The 18,688-nt window shown below is 52.8% G+C and carries 18 protein-coding genes; 4 read left to right on the top strand and 14 right to left on the bottom strand.

Translation table 11 applies throughout. The annotated features are described in order from the left end of the window. Positions 1-6: 6 nt before the first annotated feature. The 14 genes from CSQ92_RS28670 to CSQ92_RS10090 all read right to left on the bottom strand — a co-directional run bounded on the left by CSQ92_RS28670 (position 7) and on the right by CSQ92_RS10090 (position 16,445). Entirely contained in the window at positions 7-681 is a 675-nt protein-coding gene (locus CSQ92_RS28670; protein ID WP_143450330.1) for a hypothetical protein, read from the bottom strand. After that, the gene (locus tag CSQ92_RS10030; RefSeq protein WP_143450331.1) at positions 671-2,005 is read right to left on the bottom strand and encodes a type 4b pilus protein PilO2; all 1,335 of its coding nucleotides are present in this window, start codon (positions 2,003-2,005) and stop codon (positions 671-673) included. Before CSQ92_RS10030 ends, CSQ92_RS28670 begins: the two co-directional genes overlap by 11 nt. Then, positions 1,974-3,731, bottom strand: coding sequence for a type II secretion system protein GspD (locus CSQ92_RS10035; RefSeq protein ID WP_099394034.1), 1,758 nt, complete (start codon positions 3,729-3,731; stop codon positions 1,974-1,976). The genes CSQ92_RS10030 and CSQ92_RS10035 overlap by 32 nt, the downstream gene beginning before the upstream one ends. 18 nt (positions 3,732-3,749) lie before the next feature. Then, positions 3,750-4,475 (bottom strand): TcpQ domain-containing protein, encoded by a 726-nt coding sequence (locus tag CSQ92_RS10040; RefSeq protein WP_092605590.1) that lies wholly within the window; start codon positions 4,473-4,475, stop codon positions 3,750-3,752. 223 nt (positions 4,476-4,698) lie between these two features. After that, positions 4,699-6,093 carry a TrbI/VirB10 family protein gene (locus tag CSQ92_RS10045; protein ID WP_092605592.1) on the bottom strand — a complete coding sequence of 465 codons (1,395 nt, stop codon included), beginning with the start codon at positions 6,091-6,093 and terminating at the stop codon, positions 4,699-4,701. A gap of 2 nt (positions 6,094-6,095) precedes the next feature. Further along, positions 6,096-6,932, bottom strand: coding sequence for a TrbG/VirB9 family P-type conjugative transfer protein (locus CSQ92_RS10050; protein ID WP_070257638.1), 837 nt, complete (start codon positions 6,930-6,932; stop codon positions 6,096-6,098). After that, positions 6,929-7,621, bottom strand: coding sequence for a type IV secretion system protein (locus tag CSQ92_RS10055; protein ID WP_070257639.1), 693 nt, complete (start codon positions 7,619-7,621; stop codon positions 6,929-6,931). The genes CSQ92_RS10050 and CSQ92_RS10055 overlap by 4 nt, the downstream gene beginning before the upstream one ends. Before the next feature lie 114 nt (positions 7,622-7,735). Continuing rightward, on the bottom strand, positions 7,736-8,608 hold the full coding sequence (locus tag CSQ92_RS10060) for an OmpA family protein (protein WP_070257640.1): 873 nt from the start codon (positions 8,606-8,608) through the stop codon (positions 7,736-7,738). Positions 8,609-8,667: 59 nt separating this feature from the next. Continuing rightward, complete coding sequence (locus CSQ92_RS10065) at positions 8,668-9,795, bottom strand: type IV secretion system protein (RefSeq protein ID WP_099394035.1); 1,128 nt, start codon at positions 9,793-9,795, stop codon at positions 8,668-8,670. A 301-nt stretch (positions 9,796-10,096) separates the two neighbouring features. Next, the gene (locus CSQ92_RS10070; protein ID WP_092605598.1) at positions 10,097-10,831 is read right to left on the bottom strand and encodes a hypothetical protein; all 735 of its coding nucleotides are present in this window, start codon (positions 10,829-10,831) and stop codon (positions 10,097-10,099) included. A gap of 28 nt (positions 10,832-10,859) precedes the next feature. Beyond that, positions 10,860-13,352: a VirB4 family type IV secretion system protein gene (locus tag CSQ92_RS10075; RefSeq protein WP_070257643.1), complete on the bottom strand. Its 2,493-nt coding sequence runs from the start codon at positions 13,350-13,352 to the stop codon at positions 10,860-10,862. A 345-nt stretch (positions 13,353-13,697) separates the two neighbouring features. Then, positions 13,698-14,078: a hypothetical protein gene (locus CSQ92_RS10080; RefSeq protein ID WP_139144195.1), complete on the bottom strand. Its 381-nt coding sequence runs from the start codon at positions 14,076-14,078 to the stop codon at positions 13,698-13,700. Then, positions 14,047-15,036, bottom strand: a complete 990-nt coding sequence (locus CSQ92_RS10085) for a CpaF family protein (protein WP_070257645.1) — start codon at positions 15,034-15,036, stop codon at positions 14,047-14,049. The genes CSQ92_RS10080 and CSQ92_RS10085 overlap by 32 nt, the downstream gene beginning before the upstream one ends. A gap of 536 nt (positions 15,037-15,572) precedes the next feature. After that, complete coding sequence (locus tag CSQ92_RS10090) at positions 15,573-16,445, bottom strand: hypothetical protein (RefSeq protein WP_143450332.1); 873 nt, start codon at positions 16,443-16,445, stop codon at positions 15,573-15,575. A gap of 225 nt (positions 16,446-16,670) precedes the next feature. Between CSQ92_RS10090 and CSQ92_RS28675 the strand changes: the two genes are divergently transcribed. From CSQ92_RS28675 to CSQ92_RS28685, 4 genes are read left to right on the top strand one after another with little or no spacing between them, the layout of a single operon-like run. Continuing rightward, positions 16,671-17,666, top strand: coding sequence for a hypothetical protein (locus tag CSQ92_RS28675; RefSeq protein WP_143450333.1), 996 nt, complete (start codon positions 16,671-16,673; stop codon positions 17,664-17,666). Position 17,667: 1 nt separating this feature from the next. Continuing rightward, the gene (locus tag CSQ92_RS28680) at positions 17,668-17,904 is read left to right on the top strand and encodes a hypothetical protein (RefSeq protein ID WP_143450334.1); all 237 of its coding nucleotides are present in this window, start codon (positions 17,668-17,670) and stop codon (positions 17,902-17,904) included. A gap of 26 nt (positions 17,905-17,930) precedes the next feature. Next, the gene (locus tag CSQ92_RS10100) at positions 17,931-18,137 is read left to right on the top strand and encodes a hypothetical protein (protein WP_092605609.1); all 207 of its coding nucleotides are present in this window, start codon (positions 17,931-17,933) and stop codon (positions 18,135-18,137) included. Beyond that, the gene (locus tag CSQ92_RS28685) at positions 18,137-18,685 is read left to right on the top strand and encodes an AAA family ATPase (protein ID WP_143450335.1); all 549 of its coding nucleotides are present in this window, start codon (positions 18,137-18,139) and stop codon (positions 18,683-18,685) included. The genes CSQ92_RS10100 and CSQ92_RS28685 overlap by 1 nt, the downstream gene beginning before the upstream one ends. Positions 18,686-18,688: the final 3 nt, after the last annotated feature.

Consider the following 18,688-nt stretch of genomic DNA (forward strand, 5'->3'; position numbering starts at 1 on the left):
TACCGCCTACTTCAACGATTGGCCAACAGCCATCAACCTGGAGGCAGGCGCTTTGACTTTCTTTTTTTGTGCACCTTTCAACGATGAAGCGTTGGTCGGCATTTCAAGATATACCTTGCCATTGGCAATATTCTTGATTTGCCATTGCTTGATGGTGTCACCGGCTGCCAGTTGCAGAAGTTCGCCGTCGGGCATGCGGAATCCAGCCTTTTCGTCACCGGCGGCACCAGCAACGTATTCGATTTTCGGGTAGATTTTTGGAGCACGATACAGTTTAGGAAATTCAGCCGGAGGCGCAGCGGCAGATGGCGCTGTGCTCATCAATCCTAACTTTTGAAAAGCTTCGGCAGTGAGTTGTTGGCGCTGCGCATCGGCCACCTGCTGGATGGATAGTACGCCAGTGGGCGGCGTTTGTATTGCCTGCGCAATTGCCGGCGCGGCTGGAACATGCGCAGTTTTTGCGGATGCAGAAACGGATGGCGCCGCCTGGCCCGCCTTTGCCTGATCCGTTTTGGACGGCTCGGCCTTCGCCGGCAATATGGGGGCCCGTACGGTTGATGGCGGGCTGGCGACGAGGGACGAATTCGTTTTGCCACTGCCCTCTGGTACTGGCATCTGTTGTGCGATCGCGGAAGTTGCCAGAGCAACAGCCGCCAATGTAGGTAGCAGTTTAGCGAACATATGTGGTGCCTTTTAGGGTGATTTTGAGTTGCTCGGATTTCCCGCCAGGAGAAAAGGTAATGGCAATGCTTTGCCACCACACGGATGCGGGAGTTCCATTAATGATGTCTTCGGCAAATGGGAATGGCGCTGTTACCGAGATCGGCCGAGCGATTACCGCGCTACCCCTTGGAAGACGGCTCCCATCGCCAATTGGGGGCTTGGGCCATGTCACAAAATCTTTCACCGGTTCGTCGATCGCAATGCCCGCATTGCGCCACAGCTGGAACGTATTGATGTTGCCTATCGTTGCTTGAGACTCTGTTTCAAATTGGCTCAATGAAGAAAGACCAGACGATTTGAGCTTCGACTTCCAGGCAAACAGCGAGACCTCTTCGTTGCTTTCTGCCAGATAGGTTTCCTGCTGACGTGCCGCAATTAGCGTATTCGTCGTTCCGCCCATGCGGTCCCAGAATGAGACGCAGCGCGAACGGTCGCACTCAATTTTCCGGAGCATCCAGCCCTGAGACCATACGGGGTAATTTTGCAGTTGGGCTAACGTCGCCTTGATCGAGGCACGCTCAAAGCCCAACGCACCGATATTGTCAGTCAATGCAGCTTGATAGGAAGGCATGGGGTTTTCCGCATCCAATGCAGCCTGGGCCGCGGCCAGCCTCCTGCTGGACTGTTCCTGATCATAGTAATAAACGCTGGCTGCCATGAGGACTGCGGCCAGCGTACCCAGCATGGCAACCGACCTTTTAAGCGGAATTTTTGTCAAGCGCGTGGATTTGCTTGCACAAGTCCAAAGCTGGCTTTCGCTTATCAGCTCGGCGAATGGGTGTATCTCTGTTTCATTGCTATAAATGGTATGCCCAAGGCAACCAAAACTGCCATTGATGACCGCCTCAAGAAAGGCCAGCGCGTCCGTGTCGGCCTTGAGCATGTCGACAACGGGTAAGCCGTCTTGTACCACGACAATTGCCACGGCCGAGTCAAGACGCCATGCCAGGACCATATTGGCGTTCTCTGGATGCGCGCGCGCAAACACGGCGGCCAATGAGTGCTGTTCCCGCCCGGTGGGCCCCTCAATTTCGGCCAGGTTGGCCGTGCCGATGGTGGCTGACACCATCCCCGCGACGTTCGCCGCATGGATAATAATACGGTCAGCACCGTGATCGCCCGCAATGGTTCGCACTTCCCTTGTGATCGTGTTGCCGGACCGGTAATGCTGAAGAACACTCCAGTCCAGGCCAGCAATCATTACGCGCTTCTTTTCTTTAAAGATAAGCTGAGTCATATCAATTTGAACTTTAAAGAATGACTGGGCGAACGAAAATGACAAAGTTCTCCCGCTGCATTTCTATCTTGCGGCTCCCCCCCCAACCGATCGATGCACCTTCCGCCAGTGACCGCTGATCCGTGGTCGTAACCAGGCGCGACAGGCCGGAAATCGCAATCACTTCACCTGGTTTCAATGCCACGGTGTATTGGTCGTTGACACTGCTGACCCGGGGTGTCTGGACCTTCTGAATAGTCAAACCGCTGCCAACGGTAACGTCAAACAGGCCGAGCAGATCCGACAAGGAAACACCGAATTTCAACAGCACGGTGTTGTTGTCCAGAATTTGCGGAAGAGCGACATACTGGTCGCCTGTCGTGATCTTGTCGGTTTTCAAGCCAGGGGCACCCACTCCAGTCGAGCTTGCCGGTCCCGGAGTCGTCTCAGCCAAGTAGCCTTCCGTGGACAAGCGGGATTTCTTCGCCCAGGTCCGATTCAGGGCCAATAGAGAAACCGGGCGATATTGCACGCTTGTGCCGTATTGCTTCAGCAGGTTCACGATCACGGACGAATTGCCGAAACGCGCACTGGTGTTCGAGTTGTTTCCATCACCAGTATTCAGGATATTCAGACCAATGCTGCCGCTTGTGGCGCCAGTCAGGGTGGATGGCGAGGTGATATTGGCACCGTAAATACCGGAGAGGGTATTAAACACAGCGGACCAGTTCAAGCCACGCTCGTCGTTGTCTGCCGTTCGCACGGAATAGATATCGAATTGGATCTGCGCCTGCCGGAGCATGGAAGTATTTTCCGATTTGAGGAAATCACGGACCTGACTCTGCATTTCACGCGACGTTTTCACGACCATGCGTCCAGAACCTTCAGAGCGGGTCACCGTTGAGCCAGGCACCGAGGAAATCATTTGCTTGACCGCCACCATGATTGAATTGACGGCATCGGCCTCTTTTTCACTTTCCTTCACTTCCAGCTGTGTCGAAGCAGTTTGAGATGCGCCAGCGCCAGCAGTTCCACTGGAACCATTCGACGCCCCCCCGGTTGACATCGAATAATTGGTCTGGCCAGAAAAAGCCGCAACCTCATGGAATTCAGTGACGTACTTCATGATCACCACCGTGTTGTCGCGAAATTCCCAGGCCAGGCCAAGGCGATCAGTCAAGTGATTCAGAAAGCCCACCAAGGTGCCGTTCCACTTCATCTCCAGCGAATCAACAAGCACCTGCGGTGCCGCTGACTGAGGTGCAAAGGTATTTTGAATGAGCGGCAAAGGGCTTGGCGACAGCTGTCCAAGAGCTTGTGGATTAAATGGCGCAGGCGCGGTGCCACGTTGCACGCCCGCCTCGCCGTTGCGGGCCCACCCTTCCAGTGCATCCGGTTGTACGCGCACGGCAACGCCGGTCAACTCGGTCAATCGTGTGGCCACCGTGGTCAGCGATACAAAACGATTCTCCTTCTTGTCATTGAATTCGAGCCAGTACTTGGTTTTAAAGACCGACGGCAATTTGTCATCGTTTGTAACAGGAACCATTTGGGAACCCAGCCAGGCCTTTTTGGAGCGGCGCAGAACGGGCATGTTTGACTGCTCTGCGGCCAGCTTGTCCGCGTAATCGGATGATCCTCGCGTGGCGGCGCCGCCTTTGGGCGCAATGCCTCCCGTTCCCATCGAGGCTTTGTTAAGCGCGTTGCTGACATCATCGCTGGCGGCGCGCTGCAGTTGAGGCGACGTGCAGGCGGAAAGCAGGAATAGACCCAGCGGTATAATTTTCTTCATGATTTCAAATTTAAGGAGTTAGTCGGGGCACTCTTGCGACTGCTCGCCTTGGCGCGTAATGCGCACCAGTGGCGGAGAATTCGCGTACACGCAAGCCTCGAGCGGATACGCCCCATAGCGGATACCTGGGGTCATCAATGCCGCCTTCACGGCATCCTCAAAAGAACCAGTGAACGTTGACGTACTCTCGATAAGCAAATGCTTGTTCGCATCCCACTGGATGCGCCACCCTGCGGTTTTGGCCCACCGTTCGAAGGTATTTGCCAAACGAATGTCTTCCGGTCGAACATCCCATTGCTGGACGGGATCGCCTCGCCCTTGAACCGTCTCGTCATCGCTGAGATAAGCGACGCCGTCATTGCTGCTTCTGGCACCTTCAGCTTGCTTAAGTTTTAATTCAAGGCGCTCGATCTTGTTCACAATGTCAGCAGTGGCAGCATTGCGCGCTGACGGGCCAGCAGGCATGGTCTGGCGTTGGCCATGGATCAACGATGTCTGCCGTCCATTCAGCTGAATTTTGATTTCTCGCGGCACCCCTGGCATCACGTAGGAATCGCCATCGGCCGTTGCGCCACGCACAATCAAGCCGGGAATGGCGTCGATGTACGTATTCTTTCCATCACTGTATGTCCGAACTTGTTGGCTCATCATCGCGTCCGCCAGGTAATATTGACTGTCGATGGCCGCCGCCGAGCTCGCGGCAAGCATTAACGCAACGAGGGAAATAGTTTTAAAAGAGTTCATGGGGGTAGTAATGTCCTGGTGGATAGTCGATGCCTATATTCGATTTTGAGCCAGAGCGCATCATTTTCCTTGCCGAGATGCCCATCTTTATTGGCAGTTTTTGGCCCAAGCGAACGCGCCTGATCACAACGGAAGTCAGCGCTGAATGAAGTGCTGACCGGCGCAAATTGCACGCCTGATCAGCAACTTAGGGAAAGTCGCCTTGTGGCAGACTGTGCGATTTTTAATCGTGATAAGGCATGACCGCCATGTCTTGCGCGACCATGAACATGAATGGGCTGCCGAAAGAAGTGCTAAGCGTTGGCGACAGGCTCTTGTTTCTCGCCATCATCGTATTCAAGGCATCGTTCAGAGCCAGCCCTGCTACGGAGCCAGTCGTCACATTGCCCCCGCCGTTTGAGGTTGTCGACACGGTATTCTGGCTACTAGGAAGCATGAGCGAGGTGGCCCCCAGAATGAAACTGGTCGAAAACATTTTCATGAAATGATTGTTCACGTCGGCCTTAATTCCACTTTGCCCGATCATGTTCGTCGCCGGCGCGCCGGCGAGGGAAATGTAACTACCATTGGGCAAGATTAATCGCGTCATGGCGAATAACAAGCTTTCTTGCCCGATCACTACTTCGCTGCTGTAGACGCCAATTAGCTTGCTTCCTTTCGGAATGAGGACAAAGCGTTGATGAATACTGTCGTAGACATCTGATGTGACTCGGGCGACAATTTTGCCAGGCAAATCGCTATTCACGCCGGTCAATAAAACGGCACGAATGGCCGTTCCTTCCTGAATCAGCGTGTGCGTCGGTGCGGACTGCTGGTGGAGCAGTGGCGTGGGACCAGTTCCTGCGGCGGCCGATAGAAACTCCTCATTCCGGCCCTTGGCCCTGCTGGCAACCGGCGCCGGGTTTCCGGCTAATGCGCGTAAAGTCGCATCGGCTTGCGCCTGAGCGGCGCTGTCGCGTTTACTATTGGTCGCGGCAATTTCGGCTTCCAGTTGCTGTAGCTGACTTACAGGCTGACCCGCGTTTGCAACATCAGTGGCGAGCTTGAATTGCCCGGACACTTCGATTGGTGCCGAGCGTATCTCCTGTTCCCGCTGTTGACGCCCAAGGGCAGCGGCTTGCGCCGCCTCCTGTGGACTCATTCCGGAAGTCGAATTAAATGCCGCCGGCAAGGGATATGCCATATTGGCAGGTTCGGCATAGTCGCGGGAAACACGCGTGTTCACGCTGGCTTGAGCCGCTCCCCGACTTTGTCCGGACGGATTGTTTTGAGCTGCAGCTTGCGCTGGCATCTGTGGCCCAGGCGCCTTGGATGCCTGATCCTTCAGGCTATCGAGCAAAGTATTTGTATTGTTGGCTTGAGTCGCCTGATTGACGACCACATCAGGCTGGGCGGCTACTTTTTTTGCTGTCGCATGATCGCCTGGCGCAAACATCCATACCAGGATACCAATGATGGCGACTGGCATCAGGATCTTGCTGATACTGCTCAGCATATTCCTCGGTGGTTTTCCCTGATTGAGCTTATTGTTCTCCAGAACATGATTGGGAGCCCCGGATGGTGGAAAACCATCCCCTTCATCCAGTTCGGGGATATTGCTAAATGGGTCTTTCGCCATGATTACCGCCAGAATGTGCTGTGATTCGGTTTGCGCTTGGATATTTTCACTTCTGCCTTGCCTAATTTCAGAAGCAAATGTTGCGCGACTCTTTCGACGACGATCAATTCGCCCTTCACCTTGTAATTGATCAAAGAAGGACTCCCATCGTCCTCAATCAAAAAGACTGCCGGACTATCCTGGCTGTTCGGCATCCTGAGGTAGGTGGCCTTTCCATCCGTGTAGGCAGCGGTCGGCTTGAAAGTGGCATCGCCGCTGATATCGAACTCGAAGCTGAGTTCAGCTGGGCTTACATTCGCAGCCAAAACTTGCTCCCTCAGCCGGTCGTCTTCCGCGACGCGCACCGCTGCGGCGTTGTCTTGGCGAAGGCGAATTTCGGCAATCCGGTCGGGGTAGTCAAAACTCACTTTTTGATAAAGTTTTGATTCGCGCTTTCCGGAAATCAGCTGAAATATGTACGAACGCTTGTTCGTGACGATCGTGAGCGAGGTTTCGATGCCTTCCCGATTCGGCTTGACATAGATGTTCCGAGGCCCACCCGAAACGCGCCACTGGATGGAATCTCCCGTCTTTGGCTCCTCCGTCAGGCCTTCATCCTCGCCCAGCTCAATAAAGGTGTGCCGGTTGGGCTGCGTAAACACCCGGAAAATGATATCGGGAGAATAGGTATAGCGGACAATTCGGTTTTCCATCGGTACGGGAATGGCCTCTGCCGCGGCGTCGATCAGCACTGGTTTTCGGGCTGTGATGGATTTTTGAACCGATGCACTTTGCACGTGCGGCGTCATAAAAATAGCGGAAAGGAGCGCGACGCTCACAATGTGGGAGGAAAGTTTCATTTCGAGAGCGCTTCTTCGCTGATGTTAAAACTGGTAATGAACAGGCCAGCCGGATTGCGCATGAGCTGTTCCCGCGTGGTCGGCTTTACGCGCGTAAAGGTAATACTCATGGCATATGTCATTTCAGTAACCTGGTCATTGCTGCGCGTGATGGTCTTAAACCGCAGGAAAGCAACATCGTTTTCAATGAAATTGATCGACTTGTATTCGTAGGTGCGAGAGTAGTTTGCATTGTTTTTAAGCGCCAGAAACGGGTTGTCCTTGATGCGAAGCTCCTTCAGCTGGGCCTGTGCGGTACCAACGACCAGTTCGGACGCCTCGCGGGTCGTGCCATCGATAGTGGCGCGATTGACGTCATATACAGAGTTGGCCCAACGGTTGAGGAAGAATCCGATGGAATCCTTGTCCGGCGTCCAATTGCCGACTGCCACACCATCCGCCACCAAACGCCCGCCAGCTTCCTTGGTCACCTGGATGGTTTCTACAGACTTCATCGGGAATAGATAGTTGAAGAGCGCTCCCTGCACTACCAATGCGACGGTCAGGCCACATGACACAAGAAACCAGCGATTTCGCTCAATAGTCGCGCGGGCGCCAGACTCAAAATGTTGTCGGGCAGTGTCGTCGGCAATCTGGCCTGGAGCGAAATCGGGAACCTTGCCCGCGAGGTTTTTTTGTTGTGGTTTCATGTGTTGATTGTGAAGAGGAAGGGCAAAGGAAGAACGACAAAACGACGCATTTTTCTGATCGGAATTTCAAAGGCAAGATACGCATCGTGCAGGGGTAATAAAGATGGATAAAAATCAGATAAACTGGACCTCTACCCTTCTATTGGCCAGTTTTCCCTCCAGCGTTGAGTTATCGGCGATGAATCCGCCGGCGGGCCTATACGACAACTGGATCTTCTCCGGGGAGATGCCGCCTTGTATCAAAAATGCCTGAGTGGATGCCGCCCGTCCTTTTGCCAATCTGGAGCTTGCCGCATTGGCCTGAACGCTATCCGTGTATCCGGTAATTAACACTCGGCTCGCCCCTTTTGCCTTGGCAAGAAACAGGGATTTAGTTTGTCGATTGGGGGAAAAAGACACGCTGTTATTCTTGAAGTTCACACTGTAGGATGTGATCTTGATTTCGGCCGAGATCGGCGCAAACCGCTCGGCCAATGCCGTCTCCGATGCAGAAATCGGTGCTGATGGCACGATACGATCTGACGCCAGTTGACTCTTCAACCGCGTGAGCTCCGCCCGCATTGCCGCGATTTCTGCCTTGAGGCGCCGCGTGGCTTTGAACTCTTCACTATCTGGACTGCCTGCTGTGCCGATCGCCAATGCGGGCTTGGGTAATACCGGCTTTGGAACGGTATTTCGCCTTATCGCGATTTTTCCCCAGCTGCGGTCCAGGCTGAGTGTTGTATGAATTCCTTTTACTACGGCACTTTGACCAACGCGCGAATAGGTAATGGCACCTTGCGCCCCCATGAACACGGGTGCGCTTTCCTCAAAATTTCTGAGTTGTATGACGGTGTCCCCTTTTAATTCGAAGACCTGCACTATTTCATGCGCTTCGTCACCGTCCACAACGTACCCGAATTCAATCGCATCCTGAATTGGATTCGCCGTGCTGCATGCCGACAAGCATGCAACCAGGGCGAATCGAGAAATCGTCTTTTTTGTCATACTGATCTTCCAGGGTTTCTGAAGGCCTGAGCAGATGAACGCTCCGGCCGGTAGCGCGGCTAAGAAATTTTCTTGCCAGGCAAAATCTTTGCCATGGCAGCCTTGCGAATTTTTCCTGCCCCGCCGGAGACTGACTTGGCTGCATCCTTGGCCGTTTTTGCGCCATCCTTGACGGCCGCTCCCGCTGTTTTAGTCGCGCCAAATGAGCCAGGAACCAGTGCATTGGCAATTGCAGGCGTTTGCTGGATAAGCGAATTAATGCTCATCAGGGTTATGGTGGCAATCAACATTCCGATTGCTGTAGGCGTGGGACTTGCGACCACTTCGGCAAAGCCAAATTGCTCAAACAGCGTCGCGGCGATGGAAACACTGACACCCAGCACGCCAGTCAAAACGGCTGCCGCGACCAGGAAACCGAGCCATTTCGAGAAATATTCCCGTGTCCACGGAGTGACAATCCCCGCAATGAAGATCGGGCCAAACGCCACAGCAACAGCGGTAAGAAATGGGCCCATCAGCAGCAGGCCCATGATCTCTGCCAGGCCGACGAAGCATAAAAGAATAATTGCCAAAGCAAAAATAACTGTTATCAATGCATCAAAAATCGCGACCATGGTGTTGTCAAGATTGAAGAAGCTTGCAGTTTTCAGGACGGTAGCCGTGCTGTTGGAAATCGCAGAAGCGATCATTTTTAGGATACTGGAATACATATTGAAGACCGATGTAATGGCATCCCCGCCGATCATTCGTATGAATTGAAGCGGTCCATCCGCCCCAGCGAAATCCTTTATGACCGTTGGATACTTGAGCAACAAGTAGGAGCAAAGGACCACCGGCAATCCAACATCGAATATTACGGTGAGCATTGAACCATTTTTCCCACTCAAGACTCCCATTGCCTCAATGATCATGTAAAGAACAGCCAGCGATCCGGCGATCGCCAATGCCCACGGGATGGTCCTGAACGCGATTGTCAGACCTGCGTCAAACAGCGTTGTGGCAATAGGTCGGCGGGCATTTTCCTGGATATTTTTGACGCCATTATCGAGTTTGTCAAAAAATGCACCAGGCGCCTTATTACCCTCCGCACTCGATGCGGCAGCCGCCGAGGATGCAAAAACTGCACACATAACAAGAAGCATTGCGAGAAAGATGGATTTTATTTGGTTGTATTTTTTCATTTCCATTTACATATTTGAGAATCTTAGAGGTTGATTGACATAATTTTCCAGTCAACCGCCTGAATCAATTATGTGAAATTCTTACTAGAATATCTTTGAAAAACCAGAGAGGCAAAACATGGCGGTCAAAAAAAGAGTCTTGACGCGGAATAGCCATGCATGTGCTTATCTGACGGGAGTGGCAGACTATTTCATGTTGTCATGTATCGTTATCACCTGGCAATAAATAAGCTACTCCACGAAAATCTTGTACCCCCATGACCATCTTCGCCCTGCGTACATTTCTATACGCAGGTTAAGTCGTCCACTACGGGCGATCGTATTTTGCAGCCTCATCCAGCAGTTTTTGCTGATATTCACTCATTACCTTTTGCCCTGCTTTTCGGGCGGCATCATCAAGATGAACGTCGATTTGCTTAGAGTCTCCCTGCATCTTCAATGTCGCCACCATCAGCTGATTTTGTCCTACCATCATGTCAATTGCGGCACCAACGCTTTGGATAGCCGCAGTCTGCCCCGTCGACTTCTCGAGCTCTTTCACGATAACTTGACGCCGTGTCGCAATTTGCATCAATGATTTATTAAGCAATTCGTATTGTGCAGCCAATGATTGGGCTTGATTACCCAGAATGGTCGAGCGAGAGGTCAAGAATCTTTTCCAGCTGAAATCCGAAGAACCGAACTCAGCCTTTACATTCTGCGAGAGTTGTTTACTTTGATTCATTACCACCACCAACTGGTCGCCAGCTTTTTTGAGGTCCCGGTACAACGCCAATTCATTCTCGACGCCTGCCAATTTCGCGAGCCCATCGACAGACGCCAAGGATCTGGCCAAAGCAATTGTTTGTTGAATCTGCTTAATATACGAGGCAGCGGTGCTAACCTCTGTTTTAACAGCCGCGATGGCAGTCGATGTATTTTGGATGAGGTTAGTTGGATCAATCACGATATCACCTACGCCAAAGATGGCGTTCGCTGGCGCGGTCAGAAAGGCCAACAAAAAGGATGAGATCACGACGAAAAATTTGAACTTGGATTTCATATGATTTCCCGGGTTAATTGAATTGCACTCACATCGAACTGACTTCTTGCAGATATCTTGCCTTCCAGTCGACAGCGCCGCTGGCGTAATGCCGATCGAAAATACCCAGGATCGTTTCCTCGGATCTGAGGTAGGCCAACTCAGCCGCGCTGAATGAGGTCTGTAAGACGCGGGCTGTCGATGCTCCGCCCCCCTCGGAAGACTGGATCAGAAGATAGTCACGTTTTGGTATCAGCTGGGCAATCATGTCGATATGATGATCTGCCAAAGCGAAATACTTCTGGTACGCCGCGCGATGTGGCTCCACCTTTTCGTTGTAGAGCATCAGGAAACTGAAAATATTATCCAGAATCGATGCCGCGATATCTGAATTGCTGATCGCTTCCGGGGATTGGATCGTCATCCAGATGAATGCATTCTTTTTGCGGAAAGTTTTCAGCCAGTCATCAAGGATGTCCTTGAACTTGGGGTTCGCGATCAGAAAAGTGGCCTCTTCGATATAAATAAATGTCGGCGTGCCATCCAGCGAGACATAGATTTTTCGGAATGCATAGTCCATGAAGGCGCGCGACAAACGCTCTACAGCCATCAGATCCTTCATTTCGATAGTGGTCCAGTCGGCCAGGGAAAAGTCGTCTTCGTCCGTATCAAACATCCCGTACGGCCGGCCCTCAAGCCACTCACCTAGTTCGGCCTCAAGCCGCCTTGGCAGCATTGCTGCAAGCGTGCTCAAGCGAAGTGGCTTGCCCGTCCGTTCATATTCTTGCGCCAATCCAGTCAAGGCCGTGTCGAGGTCGGCGCGGTCTTCGGTAGTCGCGGCAAAGTCTCCCTCGGCAAATCGCCGCAGAATAAATTCGCGCACCCAAAGCTGGCCGTCCGGCGAGCCGTCCATCATGGCAAACAGCGGATTGAACTTCCCAACGCCAGTACGGATGTCAATATGACGCCCATCGTGCAAGGCTGTCAGAACCTTGCACGAATAATTCCGGTCGAAGATATATGTATTTCTCTTCGGATAACGCTGAAATTGCGACAGACAGAAGTTGACGAATGTGGTTTTGCCGCCGCCAGTGGGAGCGATCAGGAGCAGATGACCAATTTGTCCCACATGGGGGGAGAAATAGGATCGCGTACCGTATGCATTGCCGAATACGGCGAAACTCGACACGGGGCGCTGAAAAATCATCGAGGAAAAGTACTTGTGCGAACGTGACCCTTCATCAAGCGTAAACATCGGCGTACAGTCGGCAACGTTTTCCCCGGACATCAATTCATAGCGCGTTTGCATTGCCCACTGGCCAGGCAGCATCGACGCGAAGGCCGGCAAGGTGTTCAGCCGTTCACGTATCATTCCAAACCGGGCTGCGCTCATTTTTTGATCCGCCTCTGAAACGCGCGCCTCCAGTTCCGGAATGCTATCGCCGTACAGGAAGACTGTAAGATTGTGGTAGGCGTAGGTAATGCCCTCGCTGCCAATTCGCGCGTTCGCGGCCTTGCACTCGTCGAACAGCTCGCGTTTGCCAGCCTTTGGCTCGGCTACGTTGCCGGTCGCCGCAGCAAACGAATGCGCAATAAGACCATACTGCGTCAGGTTGTAATATTCGATAGCCTTGTCAATCTCAGCGGTACTTTCAGGAGAATTGAGGAAGCGCGTGATTTGACACACGGTCAGCTCGGCGTCCATCTTCAACAATGTCTCAAATAACATCGGAGAAGTATGGTCTGGCCATTTGATGACGCCCATCGCCGCGCAATAAACTGTACGCGTGTTGCCCTTGAACTGAATCACATCAGGCCCACTGGCGACGTAGTTTGCCGGTGCCCAGGAGTCAAGCATCATTCGCTCAGGCTTGGCATGCGTGGCCGGCGGGCTGGCGCGATTCAGAAGCGTAGCGAGGGTCCTGTCAAAACCCGAGCTTTTGGAAAGGCGCGTGAAATTCAGCGGCGATGCGCTGGTAAAGGCGGAGATAATCCTTTCAAAGGCCCCAATATTGCTACGCAGAACGCCCATGTCTTTGGCAAATGCGCGGCTACCTGACAGCGACTCTTTAATTGCTTTAATCACCGCACTACCGATGGCCGCGCCCTCTTCAGTTTGGATGCGTTCCACTCGGTCAAAGAACTTGTTCGCCCCAGTTTCACCGGTGAACAACATATAGAACTTGTAATCAAGGGTGTAGTGCTCTCCGTCCGTAAAGCTCCTGGAATAAATAGTGTCCAGATCCTTCGCCGCCTGGCTGGTAAATTCCCCGCTGATATAGGATGTATCCTTGCGCTTGTCAACGATCCACCAGGCAGTGATACGGCTGTCCAATAGCGCATTCGATGCTTCGATACGCGTAGCTGTCCCGTCGACCTTTGAGTCGCTGACATTGTCAGGATCGATGCCGCGGTAGTCAAAAGCGGCCAATAAGGAACCATCTTTATTCAGCACGAGTTCGGGTGTGATGAAGTCGATCCATGGACAAAGCGCCTGCAGGGGATGCCCCAAGTCCGTCTCGCGGAATTTAATTTTCAACATGATTTGGTGTCGCTAGAATCTGATTCCGCGCCCGACTTTGTGTGGGCGTTCAAAAGTGGCGGGTAAACTTTCTCGGGCATGGGGGTGATAGGAATCCGCCAGCCGCGCATAGTTGACATACATCTCAAAGATCCTGGCATCCTTTTGGAAAAGCCATTGCAATATGAGGTGCGCTGTGAACCCGACGCTGATCGGGATTCCCGCCCAAAGCCAGCCTTGGGAGGAGCCGGTGAGAACTGCCACTAGGGCGGTCGGTCCCCAACAATACCCAAGAGCCTTGGAGGACACTCCGTAGTTTAGTCTGGGCAAGCTGATTGCCCGGGTCACTGGCGAAGTGCGCATGTGTTATACGACGCAGGAAGTGGTCAGGCCGGAATTGGTAATCAATGCCGAACCGGCAATGACGACTGCAGCGGTAACACCAACCTTGATTACAACGTCATGCAGTTTGGCTACGCCAAAGATGTGCTCAAGAGCCCAAAGTACGATCGTGACCAAACACGCCGTGCCGACAATCGCCTTGAAATACTGTGCGATATAGCAGAAGAAATTTGCGCCGGCGCCAGCTTGAGCCTGCGCAAGCGCGATCTCTGGAATGGCCACACAAAGGATAGCCGCCAAGGTTTGGAGGCAGGATTTCTGAGATGGTGTATTGGCGATGATCGCGGCCTTAAGGTATGCAAAAGTGAACTTCTTAGGCGACGTTTTCGAGGACATAATTTCCATTTATAACTCCTTTAACAAGACAGATTTCTTGGATTTTGCGAATTACCCGGGCCTGTCCATCCGAGAATTCGATACTGCGATTTACAAAGACAACGACCTTTACTGACTTTGCGATATAACCCCTGGCAAGTTCCGAGGAAATCGATGCATTTGCTGGCAAGCTCATCTGAAACAACATCTCCAGCGCGCCAAGGGCTTCTTCTGCAGAGTCAGCATGGATGGTAGAAATCGAACCCGGGTGGCCAGAGTTGAAGGCACGAATCAGGTCGTAGGTTTCGTCGCCGCGGGTTTCCCCCAATATCAGGCGGTCTGGCCGCGACCGCATGGCCATCTTGACCATGTCCCGGGCCGAAATGCCTTCATCCGGATTTGTCAGCAAGGGAATGAAATTCGGGACAGATATCTGGATTTCGCGCGAATCTTCGATTGTGATGATGCGCTCATGACCAGGAATCTTGTTCAGGAGGGCGTTCAACAGCGTTGTTTTGCCAGATCCCGTGCCACCGGCGATGATCAAGTTGTTCCGATCATGGAGAACTAACTGTTCAATCGTCTGCGCTTGTTTTGCGGTCAACGCCTGCTTCTTATTGATCAGATCCTCCATGGTGGGGCGATCTCCCGCATCCTGGTGTTTGCGGATCGTGATGAATGAACCGCCTGGACTCACGGGGGAAAGTGCACCCGAGATTCGCAAATCATCAATGCTTGCATTAACAATTGCCGAGTTAGTATTGGCCCGGGCATCCTTCCGGACATGTTTTGCCACTGCCTTGATGGCAGTCGAGATCATGTGTTCGGTGAGCAGTTGGCCGACATAAGTAATTGTTCCCGCTGCCTCGACAAAGACGTGGCCACCTGGATTGACCATGATCTCTGTGACCGTTTTGTCTTTCAGCCAGGCAGCCAGTGGAACGAGTTGGCTATTCAGGATATCAATTACAATTTGCGGATTCAGCATCGGGTTTTTTTTGATTTGTTTCGATCATCATGGGAGCAACAGCTGGACGAATCATCCATGTAGCGCCGGCTTGCAATCCGTCAAATCCGACACTCAATTTCCCATGTTTCAGAATGCGTGCCTGGAGCAACATAAAGTTCTACCGACGCACACATAACCCGTTGATCTGCTGGGACTATTCTTCATGCACCTCGGAAATTGGACCTTGCTTGTGTTGGAGGTCGGAAATTGAGCGGCGTATGAGAAGGCGTTTGGCTTCTGCTTCGACAACAATAGCGAATGCTTCTCATGCCGCATGCCGCATGCCATTTTTGCAGGACGTGCGGACACTGCAGGAGACCGGCGAACCACGCTGGCATGCGTTTGCTGCCAGCGTTAGGCGGCGGCCTGTGGCCTTTGAGAACGGCATGGCCGCGCCCCTGCGCCCTCAGACAGGTCCGCCAGCAACATGTCAAGACGCTGGATGTGAGGAACAAGATATGCTGCCGGCATTAGCGCCGGTTCAGGCCTGGCATCGCGTGGTTGAGCAATGCCAATCAACGCCCACCTGTCACTACCGTGCAGGCTGACGAAGGGTTAAGAGGAATCGACGGCGCGATCAGGCTATCTTGGCAACTGCAGGATGCATCAATAGCGGTCGCTTGTATCAGGCCCTGCCCTGCCTCCTGACCGGTATTCGCTTCCGCCAATGCATCGCCACGTTGACGGAAGGCACGGACTGTGCGGTTAAGCAGGCCAGCAAGTTCCCGCAGGCCCTTTTTGACCTTGCCTTCCTGGGCTTCGATCTCATCTTGTCCAACTTCGCCATTCCATTGCAATTTAACCAAGTTAGTCAGCGTACGATCGTTTCTTTCGATTACGCTAAGCACGCGGTTGCTCAAGAGAGTGCGCAGCTGTACCTCATGCTTTGCTGCCGGACTGGTATACATGGGCAGAACCGATGAGTCGGTTAGCATCATTTGCATGGATTGCTGAACTGATTTTTCGGAGGCGCTCGCGTCTGCTTCCAGTTCACAGACCTTATCGGTAATCATCTGCATCAATACTTCAGCACCGGCCTTGCCGACAAACATTTCACCGCGCTTCCACGTGACATAGATACCATTCTCAATGCTGGAAAACCAACGTTCGAATGCAGAGCCGACGCTGCGTTCGTTCAAGCTTACCGTCACAAGAATGGAGGCGACACCGTCATGCCGGTTGGACAGCTGCTTTACACCGCGCGCCCGTTGACGCTGTGCGCGCTCGCGCAATGCGACAACTTCGCTCTCCGAAATAATGCTGACTCCAGAAGATGCGCCGCCAGCTGCGCCACCGTCGAGAATATGGGTGAGTTGATCATCCGCGGCAGCGATTTCCGAGATCGCTGTGTGCAATTCTGTGGATGCGGTTGGACTTTCGATTGTCATGACGATTCCGTTTGTGGTTAAGAATCATCATGCTGCCAATCTTCCCGGCAACGCTTACAGTGAAAAACTGTATTTTTTCAGCAGTATTGCCGTCCCCAGGCAGACAATCCAGGAAATGTCGAATTCCAGTTGTTTTGGGTTTGATATTGCTCTAAGAAAATATTGCGCCGTTGCTAAAGTCCAAGTTTCAACTAACTATGGCGCGTTGTCGCGAAGGTCTTCTTGATGAGTGAAACTATAGAATCACGCCCGCTCCATTTTGGAGAAGACCGGCCTGTCGCTGCGATGTGGCGCCGGTCGGAAGCAAAGCCATATAGCCGTCTCTTTTCCACAGAATGGGCCAACCTCGCCGAAGAACAATATCTGTCAAGAGCGATTCAAAGCTTGCCGAAGACAACAGCTGACAATACGCCTGCAGCAACCGAGTCACTCAGCGCGCGCTTCGGTTGCGCAGCAAATGATCATCATGTGGGACTGCCGCAGGAGCGCCTACATCCAAGACCTGCAGCGTATATGCCCTTTTTTGATCAACAGCATGCTGCCGTGCGGATACAGGATGGTGCTTCAGGCAATCCGGCAGGAAAATGGTTTGGCGATACAGCCATTTTCTCAACACTGTTGCCACGGTACTCTCAGCAGTTCTTGCATTCAGCGGCATCCCTGTCCCGACAGTGCTGCTATCACGCAGGCACGCTCATTGCCGAGCAACTTCGATACCGCGCTGCTCCTTTTTTCCAGAAGTCCATAGTATTGCCATGGCGCGTAGTGCTGGCCTCGGCGGCCGTCGTCATCGTTGCCGGTAGTGCCCATCATTTCTACGCTCGGGCAGAAAATTTATACCGCGATTTTACAATGGCGACCCGTACGATCTCCGAGCTGCAAAGCAGATTGGCAACGATTGAAACGACGTCGCGTCCAATGCAGCCAGTAAAGCCAGTATCCGTCACCGTACCAGACCAGGCGAACATGCAAATGCAACCGTTCGGATCTGTCGATTTGCCACTGCCGCCACTACCAATCGTGATGCAATCGAGTAGCCGCCAGGTAGCCACCGTAAGCGTAGGCAAGCTGACTTCAAAGGAGGCGGCACGGGAAGGTGAAGACATCGCGGAGAGCCCGATGAAGAAGGTTGATGATATTCCCGAAGCTGGCAAATTTGTTCTTTTATCTCAAGAGCCAAGACCAGCCAGCAAGAGCTTCAGACTGCTCAGCGAGAAATAACTTGCGACGATCAAAAATCGAGTCATTTCTGCTGCGCACCAACTCGCGATACCGCAAGCCAAGCGAAGCTTGGTGGAATCGGCGCTGGTTCGTTCTGGCAAAAGTTATTCTCGCTATTTCAGTGCTTGGATGGATGGGCGACCTTAGTGAGCTGTGGGCTGCGGCAGAAAAACTGAATTTGGCGCTTATGCAACTGATGCCGATTCTCGTATCAACAGGGATCGCCGAAGCGCCATAGTATTAATGTACATTGATTGGAAAACGATGAATACAGCAGATGGGAAAGTCACGGAGAATCTTCGCGATGGCAACGACTGTCTATCGGAAGGAATGAAGGCCTTCCGGCGGCTAAAGAAAATATCACCGGCCGATGCGCCCTTGATTGATCAAGCGCTATCGCATGTCAGCTCCGCACGCGAACTGGTCCTGCAACTGGAGGCCGATATCTTGAAGCGTACCAGGATGTTTTGATGGCCGACCTTATCTGTCTTATTGGTCGCCATGGCGTGGGGAAATCGACGTTAGGCCAGGCACTCGCCAGAATCGGGTATGCGCATCTGAACCTAGGCCTGCTCCGAAGATTGGCGATCTCCGGCACCTACCCTGGCGATATCCCCATCACCCTGATGTTGTCAATTCGAACAATGAGACCAAGCAAGCCGCTGTCTGACGATGTTGTGCGCAAGCTATTGGCGCATGCCTTGTCTTATGATCGCTGCGTGATCGATGGCTTTCCTGTACTAGCTGCACATCTGCCGCTATTACCGGCGACTGCCAAGATCGCCTATGTATGGGCACCGGCGCAGAGCCGGAACGAGCGGCTACGATCAAGGGCAGCGACGACCAAACGCCACTGGACACCCGGCCTCAACTCCCATCGGGATGCTTCGCTCTGCGAAGTATTGAAGCACGTACGGAGTAACTCGAATTTTTACTTTGTTCGCAATGCGCATGACGCTAAAGAAGAGATCAATGCGTTAGCCAATTTCTTGGCCTCACTGTATATTGCTCCTCGCTGAAGG

It is taken from the genome of Janthinobacterium sp. BJB446, assembly GCF_002735655.1.
Lineage (GTDB): Bacteria > Pseudomonadota > Gammaproteobacteria > Burkholderiales > Burkholderiaceae_D > Janthinobacterium > Janthinobacterium lividum.